12 protein-coding genes and 1 pseudogene are annotated in these 16036 nt (G+C 46.3%); 9 read left to right on the forward strand and 4 right to left on the reverse strand.

The window, feature by feature from the left end; translation table 11 throughout:
* Positions 1-342 precede the first annotated feature (342 nt).
* The 4 genes and pseudogenes from HMPREF0240_RS24795 (at position 343) to HMPREF0240_RS06860 (ending at position 3993) form a co-directional block, all read left to right on the forward strand.
* Positions 343-543 (forward strand): hypothetical protein, encoded by a 201-nt coding sequence (locus tag HMPREF0240_RS24795; RefSeq protein ID WP_207636755.1) that lies wholly within the window; start codon positions 343-345, stop codon positions 541-543.
* Between the two features lie 222 nt (positions 544-765).
* Positions 766-1231 (forward strand): annotated as a pseudogene (rhuM, locus tag HMPREF0240_RS06850) (RhuM family protein); the annotation flags it as partial.
* 275 nt (positions 1232-1506) lie between these two features.
* A complete protein-coding gene (locus HMPREF0240_RS06855; protein ID WP_148486311.1) occupies positions 1507-2214 on the forward strand; it encodes a hypothetical protein in 708 nt (235 codons plus the stop codon).
* Between the two features lie 408 nt (positions 2215-2622).
* Complete coding sequence (locus tag HMPREF0240_RS06860) at positions 2623-3993, forward strand: sodium-dependent transporter (RefSeq protein ID WP_009002716.1); 1371 nt, start codon at positions 2623-2625, stop codon at positions 3991-3993.
* Positions 3994-4121: 128 nt separating this feature from the next.
* Here HMPREF0240_RS06860 and HMPREF0240_RS06865 read toward each other — a convergent pair whose 3' ends face one another.
* The 4 genes from HMPREF0240_RS06865 to HMPREF0240_RS06875 form a co-directional block, all read right to left on the reverse strand.
* The gene (locus tag HMPREF0240_RS06865; RefSeq protein WP_009002718.1) at positions 4122-5957 is read right to left on the reverse strand and encodes an ABC transporter ATP-binding protein; all 1836 of its coding nucleotides are present in this window, start codon (positions 5955-5957) and stop codon (positions 4122-4124) included.
* A complete protein-coding gene (locus HMPREF0240_RS06870; protein WP_009002719.1) occupies positions 5935-7713 on the reverse strand; it encodes an ABC transporter ATP-binding protein in 1779 nt (592 codons plus the stop codon). The genes HMPREF0240_RS06865 and HMPREF0240_RS06870 overlap by 23 nt, the downstream gene beginning before the upstream one ends.
* A gap of 65 nt (positions 7714-7778) precedes the next feature.
* A complete protein-coding gene (locus HMPREF0240_RS23810; RefSeq protein WP_083806135.1) occupies positions 7779-7952 on the reverse strand; it encodes a cysteine-rich KTR domain-containing protein in 174 nt (57 codons plus the stop codon).
* Positions 7942-8421 carry a helix-turn-helix domain-containing protein gene (locus HMPREF0240_RS06875; protein WP_009002721.1) on the reverse strand — a complete coding sequence of 160 codons (480 nt, stop codon included), beginning with the start codon at positions 8419-8421 and terminating at the stop codon, positions 7942-7944. Before HMPREF0240_RS06875 ends, HMPREF0240_RS23810 begins: the two co-directional genes overlap by 11 nt.
* A 325-nt stretch (positions 8422-8746) precedes the next feature.
* Between HMPREF0240_RS06875 and HMPREF0240_RS06880 the strand changes: the two genes are divergently transcribed.
* Genes HMPREF0240_RS06880 through HMPREF0240_RS06900 form a run of 5 tightly spaced genes read left to right on the forward strand, consistent with a single transcriptional unit; the run spans position 8747 to position 15663 of the window.
* Positions 8747-10483 carry an NAD(P)/FAD-dependent oxidoreductase gene (locus HMPREF0240_RS06880; RefSeq protein ID WP_009002722.1) on the forward strand — a complete coding sequence of 579 codons (1737 nt, stop codon included), beginning with the start codon at positions 8747-8749 and terminating at the stop codon, positions 10481-10483.
* On the forward strand, positions 10480-11868 hold the full coding sequence (locus HMPREF0240_RS06885) for an FAD-dependent oxidoreductase (protein WP_009002723.1): 1389 nt from the start codon (positions 10480-10482) through the stop codon (positions 11866-11868). Before HMPREF0240_RS06880 ends, HMPREF0240_RS06885 begins: the two co-directional genes overlap by 4 nt.
* Entirely contained in the window at positions 11865-12224 is a 360-nt protein-coding gene (locus HMPREF0240_RS06890; RefSeq protein ID WP_009002724.1) for a DUF1667 domain-containing protein, read from the forward strand. Before HMPREF0240_RS06885 ends, HMPREF0240_RS06890 begins: the two co-directional genes overlap by 4 nt.
* Before the next feature lie 5 nt (positions 12225-12229).
* Positions 12230-14059, forward strand: a complete 1830-nt coding sequence (locus HMPREF0240_RS06895) for an FAD-binding oxidoreductase (RefSeq protein ID WP_242833305.1) — start codon at positions 12230-12232, stop codon at positions 14057-14059.
* A gap of 47 nt (positions 14060-14106) precedes the next feature.
* The gene (locus tag HMPREF0240_RS06900) at positions 14107-15663 is read left to right on the forward strand and encodes an FGGY-family carbohydrate kinase (protein WP_009002726.1); all 1557 of its coding nucleotides are present in this window, start codon (positions 14107-14109) and stop codon (positions 15661-15663) included.
* Positions 15664-16036 lie beyond the last annotated feature (373 nt).

A 16036-nucleotide genomic window follows, 5' to 3' on the forward strand; every position in this document is an offset into this window, starting at 1 on the left:
TGTGGGCACGGGATGACACAGCATGGGAAAATTGATATTTTCCCATGCTGGTCATCCGGAAACATGATTCGGAATCATGTTTCCTCCCACATTCCCGGCAGTATTTTATCCAAGAAGCAGTAAGCGCACTCTAGCATTCCGAAAGGACATATACAGCTCCAAAACCTTCCCGGCAAGCCTGGCATAGGGCTGGTGCATCAGTGCGGAAGACAAAGATTCTTTCCCTGTGAGGCCCTGAACCGGAGCAGCGGATGGGATTGGCTACGCGGAGCCAATTCCATCCGCTGCTCTTGTACCGATATTTATAATGTTCTGGCCAGGAACCGGGAGATTGGCAGCGCATTGATCGGGCCGAATGGGGATGTCCGGTTTATTCAGAAAAATCAGTATATTATAGAAGAGAACAGCAGGGAGTTTTTGGAAGGTCTTTTTTCCCGTTTTGAGGGGGAATTGAAGTATTTTTACTCCTTTTGCCTGAACCAAGGTAAAAAGAAGCGGTGTGAGAAGGAGATCCTGCTTGACAGTAAAAAGACAATGACGTAAGATTATTCTTGGTATATTGGACATGTGGAAAACGCCGTGCTTCTCACTTAGATTTGCATATTAACTTTACGAGGGAATAGAAGCAATTGATGAAAATTTAATGTTTGAGATACGTAACCAGATATTTGCTTATGCGTCAATTTATGAAGCCAATTTAGTAAATATGATACATAATTCAGAGAGATTAAAGGAGGGAATCTTTTGCAACAATTTAATTAATTAATGTATACAACAGAAGATGGTATTACAAAAATTGAAGTTACATTTGACAATGACACTGTCTGGTTATCAATAGACCAGATGGCCGAACTATTTCAACGAGATAAAAGTGTAATTGGAAAACATATTAGAAACATCTTTAAAGAGGGTGAATTACATAAAGAATCAGTTTGGGCAAAATTTGCCTACACTGCATCAGATGGAAAAACGTATCAGGTTGACTATTATAATCTTGATGTAATTATATCCGTAGGATATAGAGTCAAATCACTTCGAGGTACACAATTTAGAATTTGGTCAACAGATGTTTTGAAAGAATACATGAAAAAAGGGTTTGCCCTTGATGACGAACGCCTTAAAAATTTGGGTGGTGGCAATTATTTTGATGAATTACTTGCTAGAATTCGAGATATTCGTTCTTCGAAAAGTTTTTTGGCGAAAGGTTCTGGAAATCTATGCAACCAGTATTAAAAAGTTTTGCCATGTAGTATAAAATATCCGTTCCACCGCACGTTGAAACCGTGGTTCTGCTGACTAGGAGAGCCCAGTAAATCAAAGGGTTTCGGGGATTTGTGCTGGGTATGTAGGTGTGGTTTTTTGCTTTTTGAAATGATATAAGTTTCCGGTTACTGGGGTGGGGTAAAGAAAATGAACGTTTTGGCAAAAGATTTTATCCTTTTTATACATTTATTGAAAGACATAAAAAAATCATGAGAATATTATATGGCATTAGGGGAGAAACATATGGAGAATATAAAAGATTTAGTCAATTGGATTTTACAGTGTGACGAATTTGTTGTTGATGGAGCTACTGGTATCATATTTGACATCCCTTCCTATGAGATAACATCAAAAGACTTTTTGAAATATGCTCAGATTGATTTGCATGAAAATAATACAAAAGGTAAGGTTGGAGTAGTATCAAATTTAAAGAGGGCGCTTGATTGTGAACTTGATATGTTCTTTGAGGCGATAAATTTAAAAGGTATATTTAACAAATACAATTTAAAATTTGAAAGAAAAACTCAATTTTTATCAGACATTGGAATGTTTCCAAATAAATCTGTTAATAAGCTTAATCAAATAAGAAATAGGATGGAACATCAATTTACAATACCATCTGTTGATGACTTGGAAGTTTACTATGAATTAATATGGAATATTATTGAGATTGTAAACTTAAATTTGCAATTAATGACAATGGGAGAGGTAGAGGCGACAATTAAAAAAAATGAAGAAAAATTCTATTTTTCAGATAGCTATGATGTTGAAAATAGAAGTTTCAGATTCAGAATACATAATGATAATAAAGAATATCAACTTACTATTTCTTTAAAAAGGCAGGAGGATTATGAAGAATTTACAAAAGCATTTTTAGTTTTTAGAGCTATAATTGAAATACAAAATTTAATGGATATGAGTCACTTTATGCAATTGTTAAGCGAGATATGATAAAAGATATTATTATGTTTTATTGATAAATAGAATACGGTAGTGTGCTAAAAGGGATGAAATTCTTTCATAAAGGGGTGATTTTTGTCAGAAGGGAGTTAGCGGGGTAAAATTATCGTGCTATTATATTACGAAAATACTTCCGCCATGTAGTATAAAACTTCCGTCTTACCGTATGTGGAAACAGTGGTGTTGCTCGTGGTAAAAGGCTTCCATGCCGACGATAGAAGAAATTGAAAAGGAACTCATGTGAATTTGCTATGATGGGGCTACAATATATCATTTTTATATTATAAAATTAAATATGCTATGCAATATCGAATCTATATTTCACTGCAGTTCGTTATAATGTTCAGCAAAGAAAAAAATACATAATAAATAAAACTATAGAGAGGGTTTGAGAGTAAAATGAAAAGAGAAAAGTTTGGTTCCAGGCTGGGATTTATCCTGATATCAGCGGGATGTGCCATCGGTTTGGGCAATGTCTGGCGGTTTCCCTATATTACGGGGCAATATGGAGGGGCTGCATTTGTATTGATTTATCTGTTTTTCCTCCTGGTTCTTGGGCTTCCGATCATGGTAATGGAGTTTGCCGTGGGAAGGGCAAGCCAGGTGAGCGCAGCTTTATCCTTTGACAGGCTGGAGCCTGAAGGGACAAAGTGGCACTGGTATAAGTACGGTGCAATGGCGGGGAATTATCTTCTGATGATGTTCTATACAACCATCGGGGGATGGATGCTGTTGTATTTTGTTAAGATGGCGGGCGGAAAGTTCGAGGGGCTGAACGCGGAAGAGATTGCCGGAGAGTTTGGCGCACTGACGGCACGTCCGGTTCTCATGGCCGTGTGTATGATCATTGTTGTGGCGCTGTGCTTTGCTATCTGCAGCAAGGGACTGCAGAAAGGTGTGGAGAAGATTACTAAGGTGATGATGCTGATCCTTCTGGCGCTGATGATTATACTGGCAGTGCGTTCTGCCACTCTGGAAGGGGCGGGAGAAGGTCTGCGCTTTTATCTGTCTCCTGATTTTTCGAAAGTAAAAGAAGCCGGGATAATGGATGTGGTATTCGCAGCCATGGGACAGGCCTTCTTTACCCTGAGCCTCGGGATTGGCGCGATTGCCATATTCGGGAGCTATATAGATAAGAAGAGAACACTCACAGGAGAGGCGGTCTGCGTTACGATACTGGACACCTGCGTGGCCCTTGTTGCGGGTCTGATTATCTTCCCGGCGTGCTTTGCATTCGGAGTAAAGCCGGACAGCGGGCCGAGCCTGATCTTTATCACTCTGCCGAATATTTTCAACTCCATGAGCGGAGGCAGAATCTGGGGAACCCTGTTTTTCCTGTGTATGTTTTTTGCTGCAGCATCCACGATCATTGCGGTATTCGAAAACATCATATCCTTTGCCATGGACCTGACGGGTTGCAGCCGGATAAAAGCGGTACTCATAAACCTGGCAGCAATTATCGTGCTTTCCCTTCCGTGCGTGCTTGGTTTTAATATGTGGAGCGGATTTGCCCCAATGGGTGCAGGCACAAATGTGCTGGACTTTGAAGACTTCCTTGTAAGCAATAACCTCCTTCCCCTGGGCAGCCTGATCTACCTGCTGTTCTGTACCAGCCGTATTGGGTGGGGATGGAAAAACTTCAGCAAAGAAGCAAATACAGGAACCGGAATCAAATTCCCAAAATGGGCAAGGATCTACGTTTCCTATATCCTGCCCTTAGTCGTATTGTTCATATTCGTACAGGGATACTGGTCACTGTTCCATAAATAAATGAGGACTCTCCGTGAGGTACTTCCCCAATAAAGCAGCATGATCACAGCATACGGCATAGTCGTTCTGGCTATGCCGTTTTGCTGCCTGTTTTTAATCTTCCTTTTGGATCACATCGGTCTTATCTTTTAGGCAACCTCAAACTGACTGTTATAGAGCTCCGCATAAAATCCGCCTTTTTCCATCAGCTCTGAATGGCTGCCGCTTTCCACAATATCACCGTCTTTTAATACAAAGATGATATCCGCGTTTTTAATAGTTGAGAGCCGGTGTGCGATGACAAATGAGGTGCGTCCCTGCATCAGCTTATCCATGGCATTTTGAATCAGTGCTTCTGTACGGGTGTCGATGGAGCTGGTTGCCTCATCTAAGATCAGCATGGGTGCATTATCAATCATGGCCCGTGCAATGGTAATCTGCTGCCGCTGGCCCGCGGAAAGACTGACCTTGTTATTCAGAACTGTATCATAGCCTTTTGGGAGCGTCCGGATGAAGTGGTGCAGACCGACGGCCCTGCACGCCTGCTCAAGCATTTTATCAGAAACACTCTGCTTGTTATAAACGATGTTTTCCCGGATGGTGCCTTCAAAAAGCCAGGTATCCTGAAGCACCATGCAGAAGAGGGAATGAACCTGCTCTCTCGTCATCTGGCTGATCGAAACACCGTCAATCAAAATATCTCCGCCGCTTATCTCATGAAAGCGCATCAGCAGATTGACAAGGGTTGTTTTCCCTGCACCGGTGGGACCGACAATTGCGATTTTCTGCCCCGGGCTGGCGTTTGCAGAAAAGTTATGGATAATTGTTTTATCCGTGCCCTCGTATCCAAACTTCACATTCCTAAATTCCACATGTCCGGCAGCTTTCTTAAGATGTGTATTCTTATGCCCTTCCTCAGCCATTTCTTCTGCATCCAGAAATTCAAATACACGTTCACCGGACGCAACCGCCATCTGTAATCCCTGTGCCAGTTGGGAAATCTGGGTGAGGGGCTGGGTAAAATAACGCACATATTCTATAAACGCCACAATTACCCCAAACGTAATATTTCCGCTTAGTACCAGCGCTGCGCCCACTACAATGACTGCTACATAACCGATATTGTCCACAAAGGTCATGACAGGCATCATCAGTCCGGATAGAAATTGGGCCATATAAGTGCTTTTTTTCAGTTTTTTATTCAGGCTTTTGAAAGGCTCATACATCTGCTGTTCGCCGTTATATGCCTTTACAATGGTGTGGCCTGTGTAGGTTTCCTCAATGTGTCCGTTAATCTTCCCCAGGTATTTCTGCTGGTTATCAAAATATTTCTGTGATTTATTCATAATAAGCAGCATGATAATAAAGCCAATGACAACAGCAGCGATTGCCGTAACCGTCATAATCCAGTTTGTCAGAAACATCATGATCAAAGAGCCGGCAAGCATGGTGACCGATGTGACAAGAGTGGTTACGCTGTTGTTCAGATTCTGCCCAAGGGAATCCACATCGTTGGTGATACGGGAGAGGATATCCCCTGTCGTATTTTTATGATAAAACCACATAGGCAGCCGGTTGATTTTTTTGCTGATGTCGGTCCGCATTCTCTGGGAGATTCTCTGTGTAACTGTCGCCATAATCCAACCCTGCAGGGTGTTTAAAAGGGCACTCGTCAAATATAATAGAATCAGCAGAACCCCAATTTTCATAATGCCGGGCATATTAATTGTTGAAGCGATCCCATCCGTAATAAGATTGGTCAGATCCTTCAGCTTTCCGGGGGCTGACAGAGCAATCACGGTACCTGCAACTGCGGCAGCCACAGCGATTGCAATTACGGCCAGATATTTTTGGGAATAGGATATAAGCCTTCTGACTGTTTTTTTGGTATCCTTTGCCTTTTCTACGGTTCCACCCAAGCCGGAAAAATCGGATAGATCCATCCCGTCAGTATTTTGATTATTATTGTATTGCTCTTGATTCATTTTCTAATTCCTCCTTTGAAAGCTGGGAATAAGCGATTTCCTTGTATAACCCACAGTTTTTCATCAATTCCTGATGTGTTCCCATGCCCGCAACCCGGCCTTCTTCTAAAACGATAATTTTATCTGCATCCTTAATGGTTCCAATCCGCTGAGCCACAATAATGATGGTTGCGTCCGCTGCATGAGCTTTCAGCTCACTTCTAAGCAGCCGGTCTGTTTTATAGTCTAGGGCAGAGAAGCTATCGTCAAAAATCAGGATCTCAGGATCTCTTGCAATTGCCCTGGCAATAGAAAGACGCTGTTTTTGTCCGCCGGACAGATTGGTTCCGCCGGGGGCCACATAGCTTTTGTAGGAATCCTCCATGCCTTCCACAAAATTTGTGCTTTGAGCGGTAGATATGGCGGAAACAACCGCATCCCTGGTCACACCCTCTGTTCCATTAGAACCAAAAGATACGTTGGAGGAAATGTCCCCTTTAAACAGAATTGCCTTTTGAGAAACATATCCGATTTTATTGCGCAAAGCAGCCTGGGTAAAGTCCTTGACATTGATTCCGTCAACATAAACTGCACCCTCTGTGGCGTCATAAAATCTTGGGATCAGGTTTATAACTGTACTCTTTCCGCAGCCTGTCGCACCAATAAACGCGACTGTTTCGCCTTTACCTGCCCGAAAACTGATGTCCTGAAGTACATAGTCTTCCGCATCCGGGTATTTAAAGCTGACATTTTTAAATTCCACCTCACCGGGCGTGGCCGTATGCAAATCATTGATGGTTCCGTCTTTAATAGCCGGGTCTGTTTCCAGGACTTCGCAAATACGGTTCGCGGACACGCTGGCGCGGGGAATCAGGATCAGGACCATAACGATCATCATAAACGCCATGAGCAGCTGAATGGCATAGGAAGAAAATACCATCATGTCAGAAAACAGAGTAAGCCGTGCCTCAATGGCTGCGGAAGAAATCAGTACAGCCCCGATCCAGTATACAGATAATGCCAGGCCATTCATAATTAACTCCACAGAAGGCAGCAGTGCAGCCATCAGACGATTGGAAAACAGATTTGTACGGGTAAAAGTATTGTTGATTTTATCAAATTTTTCTTCTTGATACTCCTCTGCGTTATATGCACGGACAACGCCAAGACCCGTCAGGTTTTCTCTGGAAACACGGCTCAAATCATCTGTCTGCTGCTGCAGTAATTTGAATTTGGGAATTGCCAGGGTAATCATGATCACCGATACAAGAATCAGTGCTGCTACGGCAAATCCTGTTGCCAGCGACCACTGCCAGCTTTTGTCCATAATTTTTATTATGGCCCACACCGCCAGTATCGGAGATTTAATCAGTATTTGTAATCCAATTACCACCAGCATTTGAATCTGCGTGATATCGTTTGTGGTTCTCGTGATGAGGCTGGGGATAGAAAAATTATTGATCTCCTGCATGGTGAACGACTGGACTTTACGAAACAAATTTGTCCTTAATCTGGAAGAAAGATTGGTTGCAATCCGTGCGGCGAGTCCGGCGATAATGACGGAAACTGCAACACTTCCCAGGGCAAGCAGCAGCATCTTGCCGCCTGTGAGCAGAATTTCGTTCAGCCCGCTTCCCGGAGCCTGCACAAGCGCAGTGATTTTCCCCATAAATTCCGGCAGGGTCAGATCAAGCCAAACCTGGAAGACAATAAGCCCAAGGCTTATGGCAGCCAGCCCCCATTCCTTTTTGGTTAGATTTTTTAATATTTTTAACAAGTTAATTCCTCCATTCTATATAAAAGAGCCAATGCTGTGTTTTCACACTTCATTGGCTCTGCGTCTTAAGCGTCTGGCTCAGTAAGAACTTTTAGTTTTAAATTTGCAACATTAATCAACGTTTCCTGTCTGCATTTCGGGCAATACAGTGGAAAATTTTTGAGTATGGTATCGTATCGTGCTTTTAATCTGGTTTTACTTCTGCAGTGAGGGCAGTGAATCCAGGTCTCATTTATCAACGCCGCCACCTCCTGTCGTTTTTTTATGCAAGATGTCCGTTACGCTGGCGGTTGCGTTCAGGATACATTCCTCATATAAGTCAGCGTAAACGATCAGTGCCTCCCGCTGCTGAACTGTCAATTTTTCTATCACATCGCTGTCCGCCTGCCATAAGCAGCCGATGATTTTGTCTGCGTACTGCCTGCCGCTTTTACTCAGTTTTACCTGCTTATTCCTCCGGTCAGTTTTTACTTCTACTAATTCCACATATCCCTGTTCCCAGAAAGATTTGATAATCATATTTACGCTTTGCTTGGTAAAATGACTTTGTTCACAGATCAGTTTTTGCGTACATTTGTCCTGATTCTCATAGATAATTTCCAAAACGGTTAAACTCATGGTTGTCAGGCCGGCCGCTCTGGCATACTCCTCATACCTCTTGTTGAGTATCTTCCATTTTTCAGATAATCTCTCCTCTAATTGTTCCATATATATACCTCCATATGACTACCTCAAATTAGTCCAAAAATATTACTATCATTTCTTTTGACTAATGTAACATAGGATATATAGGGTGTCAATGAAAAAAGTGTGAAATATTTATAAAGCTCAATGACTTACTATACATGGTCCTGGGGGGATACCCGTAAAAATTCCCTGGTTAGGGTGGAAATGTCTGATAATTTGACGTATAATGTCACTATGGTGTAAATAGTATGAAAATAGATACATAGAAGTATCATCATGCAGAAAATAACAATGCTCCGGGAGGTCATGCCGGTGCGTTCGAATCTTTGGGGAAGGAAGGGATTGCATGAATGTAAAATCGCTTCAGAAGAAGCTTGGCCGCCGTTATGGCTCGGCTGTTTCAGTGCGGGTAGCGGAGGGATGTATCGTGGTCTCCGGACATCTAAAACGTTGGGAGGATATTGTGACGGCCTGCAGCATGTGTGTGGACAAAAAGTCCGGCATGCATGTGGTGAATGACATCCTCCTAGAAGGGGAAAAACCCGCTTCTCTGCGGCTTCCATCGTTTCAGGATCAGGCGCTGGAGGGCAGCCGCCCGGACGTTCTGATCATCGGGGGCGGCATTTCGGGGGTAAGTATCGCAAGAGAACTCTCGAAATGGAAGCTGGATATTCTGCTTGTGGATAAAGAGGCGGATCTGGCAGTGCAGGCATCCGGGAGAAATGACGGCGAGGTCCATCCAGGGGTGGATCTGAATAAGGGAAGCTTGAAGCAGCATTATGTCCTGCTGGGAAATAAGATGTATGACAGAGTATGTGAGGAACTGAGTGTTCCGTTTGAACGGTGCGGGCAGTACGTAGGTTTTACAGACTGGTGGATGTATCCGGCCGTTTGGGCATATGCATGGCAGAGAAAGCATATCTGTAAGGTGACCGATACCCGGATGATGAGCAGAAAAGAACTGGCGAAAAGAGAACCGAATCTGAATCCTGCTTTCAAGTTTGCCATGTTCAATCCTTCAGCAGGCTGTGTCTGCCCCTATGGTCTTACCATTGCCTATGGGGAAAATGCAGTGGAAAACGGAGCCAGAATATCTCTGAATACAGGGGTGCTTGGAATGGAAGTGAAGGAAGGGAAGATATGTTCCGTCCAGACGAACCGGGGGACAATTTATCCCAGGATCGTGATCAACGCAGCGGGAGTGTTCGCCGAGGATATTGCCAGGATGGCCGGCGACCGGTTTTATTCCATTCATCCGAGACGGGGGACCAACTCGATCCTGGATAAGAAGGCAGGTCCTCTCGTTATGGGGATTGCGTCCATTAAGACCCTGAAAAAAAATACGTCCCACACAAAGGGCGGCGGAATACTGCATACCGTTCACGATAATCTGCTGGTCGGGCCAAACGCGGTAGAGACACCTGAAAAAGAGAATTATGCCACACACCGCAGCAGCATTGATGCAGTTTTTGCCAAACAGAGAATGACAGCGGAAGCATTGAGTGAACGGGATATTATTACATATTTTACCGGTGTCAGGGCGGCCACTTATGAGGAAGATTTTATTATTGAAAAGGGGCGTAAGACCCGGAATCTGATCCATTGCGGCGGGATACAGTCACCGGGGCTGACGACGGCACCGGCAGTAGCCCTGGACATCGAAAAGATGGCAGTGGAGGAGTTGAAAAAAGAGGGGGCGGTAGAGCCGAATCCGGCTTTCAATCCTGTGCGCAAGGCACCGCCGGTTCTGAACAGACTTTCCAATGAAGAGAGAAATCGGTTGATCCGGGAGAATCCGGACTATGGTGAGATCGTATGCCGGTGTGAAGAGATCAGCAGGGGGGAGATACTGGATGCACTGAAGTCCCCGATCTGTGTTCCTACGATTGACGGAATTAAAAAGAGGGTCCGTCCGGGGATGGGCAGATGCCAGGGGGGATTCTGTATGCCTCTTGTGACAAAGATTATAAGTGAATTTCTGGAGATCCCGGAAGAACAAGTGAGAAAAGCGGGGGAGGGAACGGAGATCCTTCTGCGCGATACAAAGGAAATACGAAAGACGGGGGAGGCGGCAGAGATATGAAAGAATATGATGTCATCATAATCGGCGGCGGCCCTGCCGGTCTTGCGGCGGCCATTTCCGCGGATAAACAGGGAGCAAAAGTTCTATTGATCGAAAGAGAAGCCAGGCTGGGCGGAATTTTGAAGCAGTGTATCCACGATGGCTTTGGTCTGGTCCGCTTCGGTGAAAAGCTTTCCGGACCGGAATATGTGGAGCGGTTCATCCACGAATTCAGGGAAAGAAAAATAGAATCTGAGTTGCTGACCTTTGTGACAGAGATGAAAAAGGCAGACGGAAGTTTTATGCTGACGGCAGTAAACAGACAGGGTGTCCAGGAGTACATGGCAAAGGCTCTGGTCCTTGCCACGGGATGCAGAGAGAGAACTGCAAAGCAGGTGCAGATCCACGGCACCCGTCCGGCGGGAGTCATGACGGCAGGAACGGCCCAGCATTTTGTCAATCTGCAGGGAAAGATGCCGGCCGGCCGCTGCGTAATTCTGGGCAGCGGGGATATCGGGCTGATCATGGCGAGGAGACTGACACTGGAGGGCGCCCGGGTACTGGGAGTTTATGAGGTAAAGCCGGAACCCTCCGGACTTACAAGAAATATTGTCCAGTGTCTGGATGATTACCAGATTCCGTTGCATCTGTCCCACACCGTCACAAGGGTATTCGGAGAGGGACGGCTGACAGCTGTGGAAGTGGCGGAAGTGGATGAGCATATGAGGCCGATTGAATCCACGAAAAAAAAGGTAGCATGCGACTCGTTAATCTTGTCCGTTGGTCTGATCCCCGAAAATGAGATGGCGGAAAAACTGGGAATAAGACTGGATGGTCACACAAAGGGGCCGTTCTGTGATAATCACTTTATGACAGAGATTACAGGGACTTTCTCCTGCGGAAATGCGCTGCATGTCAATGATCTGGTGGATTACGTGTCGGAGAGCGGTGAGCTGGCAGGAGCTGCGGCTGCAAAATATGCATTTGATGCAGTGGGCGTCGGCAGTGAGGCAAGAATCAAATCTGAAGGGAATGGAAGCGAAACAGGTTTGAAAGTCGAAGGAAATGGAGATAAGTTTGGGCAGAAAGCCGGGGAGTGCAGCGGCGGATCTGGGAGAAAAACCGCTGAGCTGGAGATAGAGGTGAATCCCTCGCTGCAGTATATCGTTCCGCAGAAGCTGTGTCTGGGTTCAGGCGAAGAAATGGCAGTTTTCTATTTCCGCAGCAGGGAGAGTGTGGCAAATGGCACATTTGTATTTACAGTGGACGGGAAAGAGGTCTTTACTAAAAAGTACCGTAACCTTAAGCCGCCGGAGATGGAACGTCTGGAGTTAAACTTAAGCCTGTTTCAGGCGGCGCCGGGCAGCAGGATTGAGGCGGCAGTCCGAAAGGAGGCGGGAGCATGAAAGAGTTAACCTGTATTGTATGTCCGAATGGATGCCGCCTGGAGGTGGAAGAGAAGGACGGAGAGTGGGTTGTCAGCGGCAATCAGTGCAAGCGCGGGGAACAGTTTGCCATAGAGGAAATGACACATCCCATGCGTACGATCTGCTCCACCGTGCGAACCGTATTTCCGGAAGCCCCGGTGCTTCCCGTGCGGGTTTCGGTTGAGATACCAAAAGAGCGGATTTTTGATGTGATGCAGGAGATCAATAAAGTTATGGTCAGAGAGATCTGCGGGACGGGAGATCCGGTAATTAAAAATGTACTGGGACTCGGAGCGGACGTGATCGTGACGAGCAGCATCTTAAAAGAAGAGTAACGTGTATGTTAAGAAAAAAGGGGAAGAAAAACAAAACTCTGATACACAGAAGCACTGCAAAAGAAAATGATATGTCAGAAGGGAGAAAAGCAGCTATGAGCAAGCCGTACAAAGATTTTGAACCGAAATGGGTGAAAACACCTGCACCAAAGGACAGTTACAGGTCCATTTTCCGTTGGGGGGATCCCAAATACGTGAAGTATCCGAAGGAATCCCTTTACAAAATGATGAAACAGATATTCAATATGACAGATGAGGATTTCAGCTCCTATGACGGGGACATCGGGATGGATTCTGTGAAGCTGGATGCTCCGTGCAATCTGGGTGAGGAACACATCGAGGCGATGAAAAAGATTGCCGGGGAGGAATTCGTTACAACAGAGGACTACCCGAGACTTGCGGTAGCATACGGAAAGACCGGCTATGATGCGGCAAGACTCAGACAGCGTATCATTGAAAATCTGCCGGATGTTGTGGTATATCCGGGAACAACGAAGCAGATTGAAGAGATCGTAGCTTACTGCACAAAACATGGAATACCGCTTTATGTGTACGGGGGCGGCAGCAGTGTAACACGCGGCGTGGAGCCTGTGAAAGGCGGAATATCCCTGGATATGCGTAAACGCTATCATAAGATTGTTTCCTTCAATGAGACGGATCAGACAATCACCGTGCAGAGCGGTATGTCGGGGCCAAAGCTGGAGCGTGCGCTGAACCATGCCCAGAAGCTGATGGGAGCAAAACGCGCTTACACCTGCGGGCACTTTCCGCAGTCCTTCGAGTACAGCAGTGTGGGCGGCTGGGTTGTCACCAGAGGAGCCGGGCAGAACAGTACCTATTATGGATGTATCACCGATATCGTGCTGTCCCAGAAATATGCGACTCCGATTGGAAATCTACAAACCAGCCATTATCCAAGGGAGGCAACCGGCCCGAACCTGAATGAGATTATGATGGGAAGTGAAGGAACGTTTGGCGTTCTGACAGAGGTGACGCTGAAAGTATTCCGTTATATGCCCGAGAACAGAAAGCGGTTCTCCTACATATTCAAAGACTGGAAGACCGCCCAGGAGGCGGCAAGAGAAATGATGCAGTGTGAGGCCGGATTTTCCTCAGTATTCCGACTGTCCGACCCTGAGGAAACGAATCTGATGCTCCGCCTGTACAATGTAGATGAGACACCCCTTTGGAAACTGCTGGACGCAAGGGGATATGCAGATATGGAGCGATGCCTGTTCCTGGGATTTACCGATGGGGAAGAAGGATTTTCTGAAAATGTAGCCAAAAATATCCGTAAGATTGCAAAAGAGTACGGCGGGATGAGCCTGACCTCATTTGTGGCAAAGAGCTGGGAGAAGGGGAGATTTACGGATCCCTATCTCAGGGATACTCTGCTGGACTTCGGCATTATGACAGACACGCTGGAATGCTCTGTGAACTGGTCAAATATGGGAAGGGTGCACGAAGAAGTCCGCAAAGTCTGCCATGCCCTGCCGAATACGATTGTGACGACCCATATGTCCCATTGTTATCCGCAGGGGGCAAACCTGTACTTCATTTTTATAACACGGATGGATGATGCCGAGGAGTTCAGGGCCTATCATGCTACAATTCTGGATGCCATTCAGAAGTCCGGAGCCGCCTTGAGCCATCATCACGGTATCGGAAAAATGTTTGCACCATGGCTGGAAGGACAGATCGGACGCAATGAGTACGGTGTGATCCGGGCGCTGAAAAATTATTTTGACCCGGGATACAATATGAATCCCGGCGGGACGCTGGGACTGGATCTGCCGGAAGAGGGAAAACGGTTTTTGAGAGAGGATATACAATAAGGCAGCCGGTAAGACTGTGAAAAGCGTATCCTTATGGAGGGAAAACCATGGGAGAGAGAGAAGAAAGGCTTGTACTGACTTTTGATGTGGGGACACAGAGTTCCCGTGCACTGATGATCAATAACCGCGGGGAGATATTGGGCAAGGGGCAGACAAGGCATGAGCCGCCCTATATTTCCCGGGAGCCTGACTGGGCTGAGCAGGATGCGGATTTTTATTACCGCAGTATCTGTGCGGCTGCAAAGAAGCTGAAAGAGGAAAGCAGTCTGTGGGAACGGATAAATGCGGTCTCGATCACAACAATCCGTGATACGGTGATCTGCGTTGATAAAGAGGGAAAGCCCCTGCGTCCTGCAATTGTCTGGCTGGATAAAAGAAGTGCGGAGGGCGGCCCCAGGTTTTCACAGGTTACAAGGATGATGCTGAAAGCTGTGGGGATGGAAGAAACTGCAAAAGTTCAGTTTCAGAAAGCACACTGTAACTGGATCATGCAGAAGGAGCCGGACATCTGGGCCAAGACGGATAAATATCTTCTGCTCAGTGGCTATCTGACGTTCCTTTTAACCGGAAATATGACGGATGCCGCGGCCTGCCTGGTAGGGCGCCTTCCGATAGACAGCCAGAGCAGAAACTGGCAGAGAAAAGGTGCACTGACCCGCCCGGTGTTCGATGTGGAGCCGGAAAAGCTTTGCGAGGTCAAAGAGTCCGGGGAGATCCTGGGCTATATAACAAAGAAAGCGGCGGAGGATACCGGTCTGCGGGAAGGCCTTCCGGTTCTGGCATCCGGTTCCGATAAAGCCTGTGAGATCCTGGGACTGGGCTGTACCTCCAAAGAGAAAGCAGCCATAGGATTTGGAACCACAGCTACAATTACATTTAATATCAGCCGTTATCTGGAACCGGAGCGTTTTATACCGCCCTATCCGTCTGTGATACCGGGATGGTATAATCCGGAAATCGAGATATACAGAGGCTACTGGCTGATATCCTGGTTTAAAAAGGAATTTGCAGAAAAAGAAGTGGAGCAGGCAAAGCTCCTGGGAGTCACGGCAGAGCAGCTGCTGAACAAGCGGCTCAAGGAAGTCCCGGCAGGCTGCGGAGGACTCTTATTTCAGCCCTATTTTACTCCGAATGTGACAATGCCGGTAGCTCGAGGCGCCATCATCGGTTTCTCGGATCAGCACACCAGAATCCATCTGTACCGCGCAATTATAGAAGGCATCAACTTTGCCCTTATGGATGGGATGCGGCTGCTGGAGAAGCGCTCCGGCCATGTGTTTGAGGAAATCCGGCTGGGCGGGGGCGGTTCCCAGAGCGATGAAATCTGCCAGATCACAGCCGATATGTTCGGAATCCCCGTAAAGCGAATGCAGAGCTACGAGGCTACAGGTATTGGCAGTGCAATGGCGGCATTTGTGGGAATGGGAGTGTTTAAAAACTACGAGGAGGCGCAGGAAGCCATGGTGCATCTGAAGGATGTGTTTGAACCGGATATGGAGCAGCATCAGATATACCATGAACTGTACCGGGATGTGTTCCAGAATATATATGGGAAACTCATGCCGCTTTATGAAAAACTACATGAGATATACGACGGGATTTAGGGAACGAGCTTTAGTCTCGGTCACGGATGAAGGGGGACGCTTACCGTGAGCCGGGACGGACTGTGAAAAGCACCTGCCCTGTTGGAAATACAGCCGCTGCGCCAAGCGGCAGTAAGAGTAAATCCGCAAAATCAGCCAGAACCGAACGCATTCACCGTTTAATCTGATGATTAAACGCCTCAGGCGTTCTAAAAATCTGCTTCGGAAGCAGATTTTTTCTGACTGATTTCGCGGATTTCCTCTAACTGCCGCTATGCTCGCTAAAAGTATTTCCAACAGGACAGGTGCTTTTCACAGTCCGTCCCGGCTCACGGTAAGCTAGGTTCATCCGCCGATAGGAAAGACTCCTTCCCGGTTGGATCCCAGACCGGGA

Source organism: Clostridium sp. D5, assembly GCF_000190355.1.
Taxonomy (GTDB): Bacteria; Bacillota; Clostridia; order Lachnospirales; family Lachnospiraceae; genus Faecalicatena; species Faecalicatena fissicatena_A.

Bases quoted from the DNA above. Each gene is read 5' to 3' on its own strand.
- HMPREF0240_RS06895 (WP_242833305.1), top strand. From the start codon at position 12,230: ATGTTAAGAAAAAAGGGGAAGAAAAACAAAACTCTGATACACAGAAGC.
- HMPREF0240_RS06865 (WP_009002718.1), bottom strand. From the start codon at position 5,957: ATGAATCAAGAGCAATACAATAATAATCAAAATACTGACGGGATGGAT.
- HMPREF0240_RS06860 (WP_009002716.1), top strand. From the start codon at position 2,623: ATGAAAAGAGAAAAGTTTGGTTCCAGGCTGGGATTTATCCTGATATCA.
- HMPREF0240_RS06855 (WP_148486311.1), top strand. From the start codon at position 1,507: ATGGAGAATATAAAAGATTTAGTCAATTGGATTTTACAGTGTGACGAA.
- HMPREF0240_RS06875 (WP_009002721.1), bottom strand. From the start codon at position 8,421: ATGGAACAATTAGAGGAGAGATTATCTGAAAAATGGAAGATACTCAAC.
- HMPREF0240_RS06880 (WP_009002722.1), top strand. From the start codon at position 8,747: ATGAATGTAAAATCGCTTCAGAAGAAGCTTGGCCGCCGTTATGGCTCG.
- HMPREF0240_RS06890 (WP_009002724.1), top strand. From the start codon at position 11,865: ATGAAAGAGTTAACCTGTATTGTATGTCCGAATGGATGCCGCCTGGAG.
- HMPREF0240_RS06885 (WP_009002723.1), top strand. From the start codon at position 10,480: ATGAAAGAATATGATGTCATCATAATCGGCGGCGGCCCTGCCGGTCTT.
- HMPREF0240_RS06900 (WP_009002726.1), top strand. From the start codon at position 14,107: ATGGGAGAGAGAGAAGAAAGGCTTGTACTGACTTTTGATGTGGGGACA.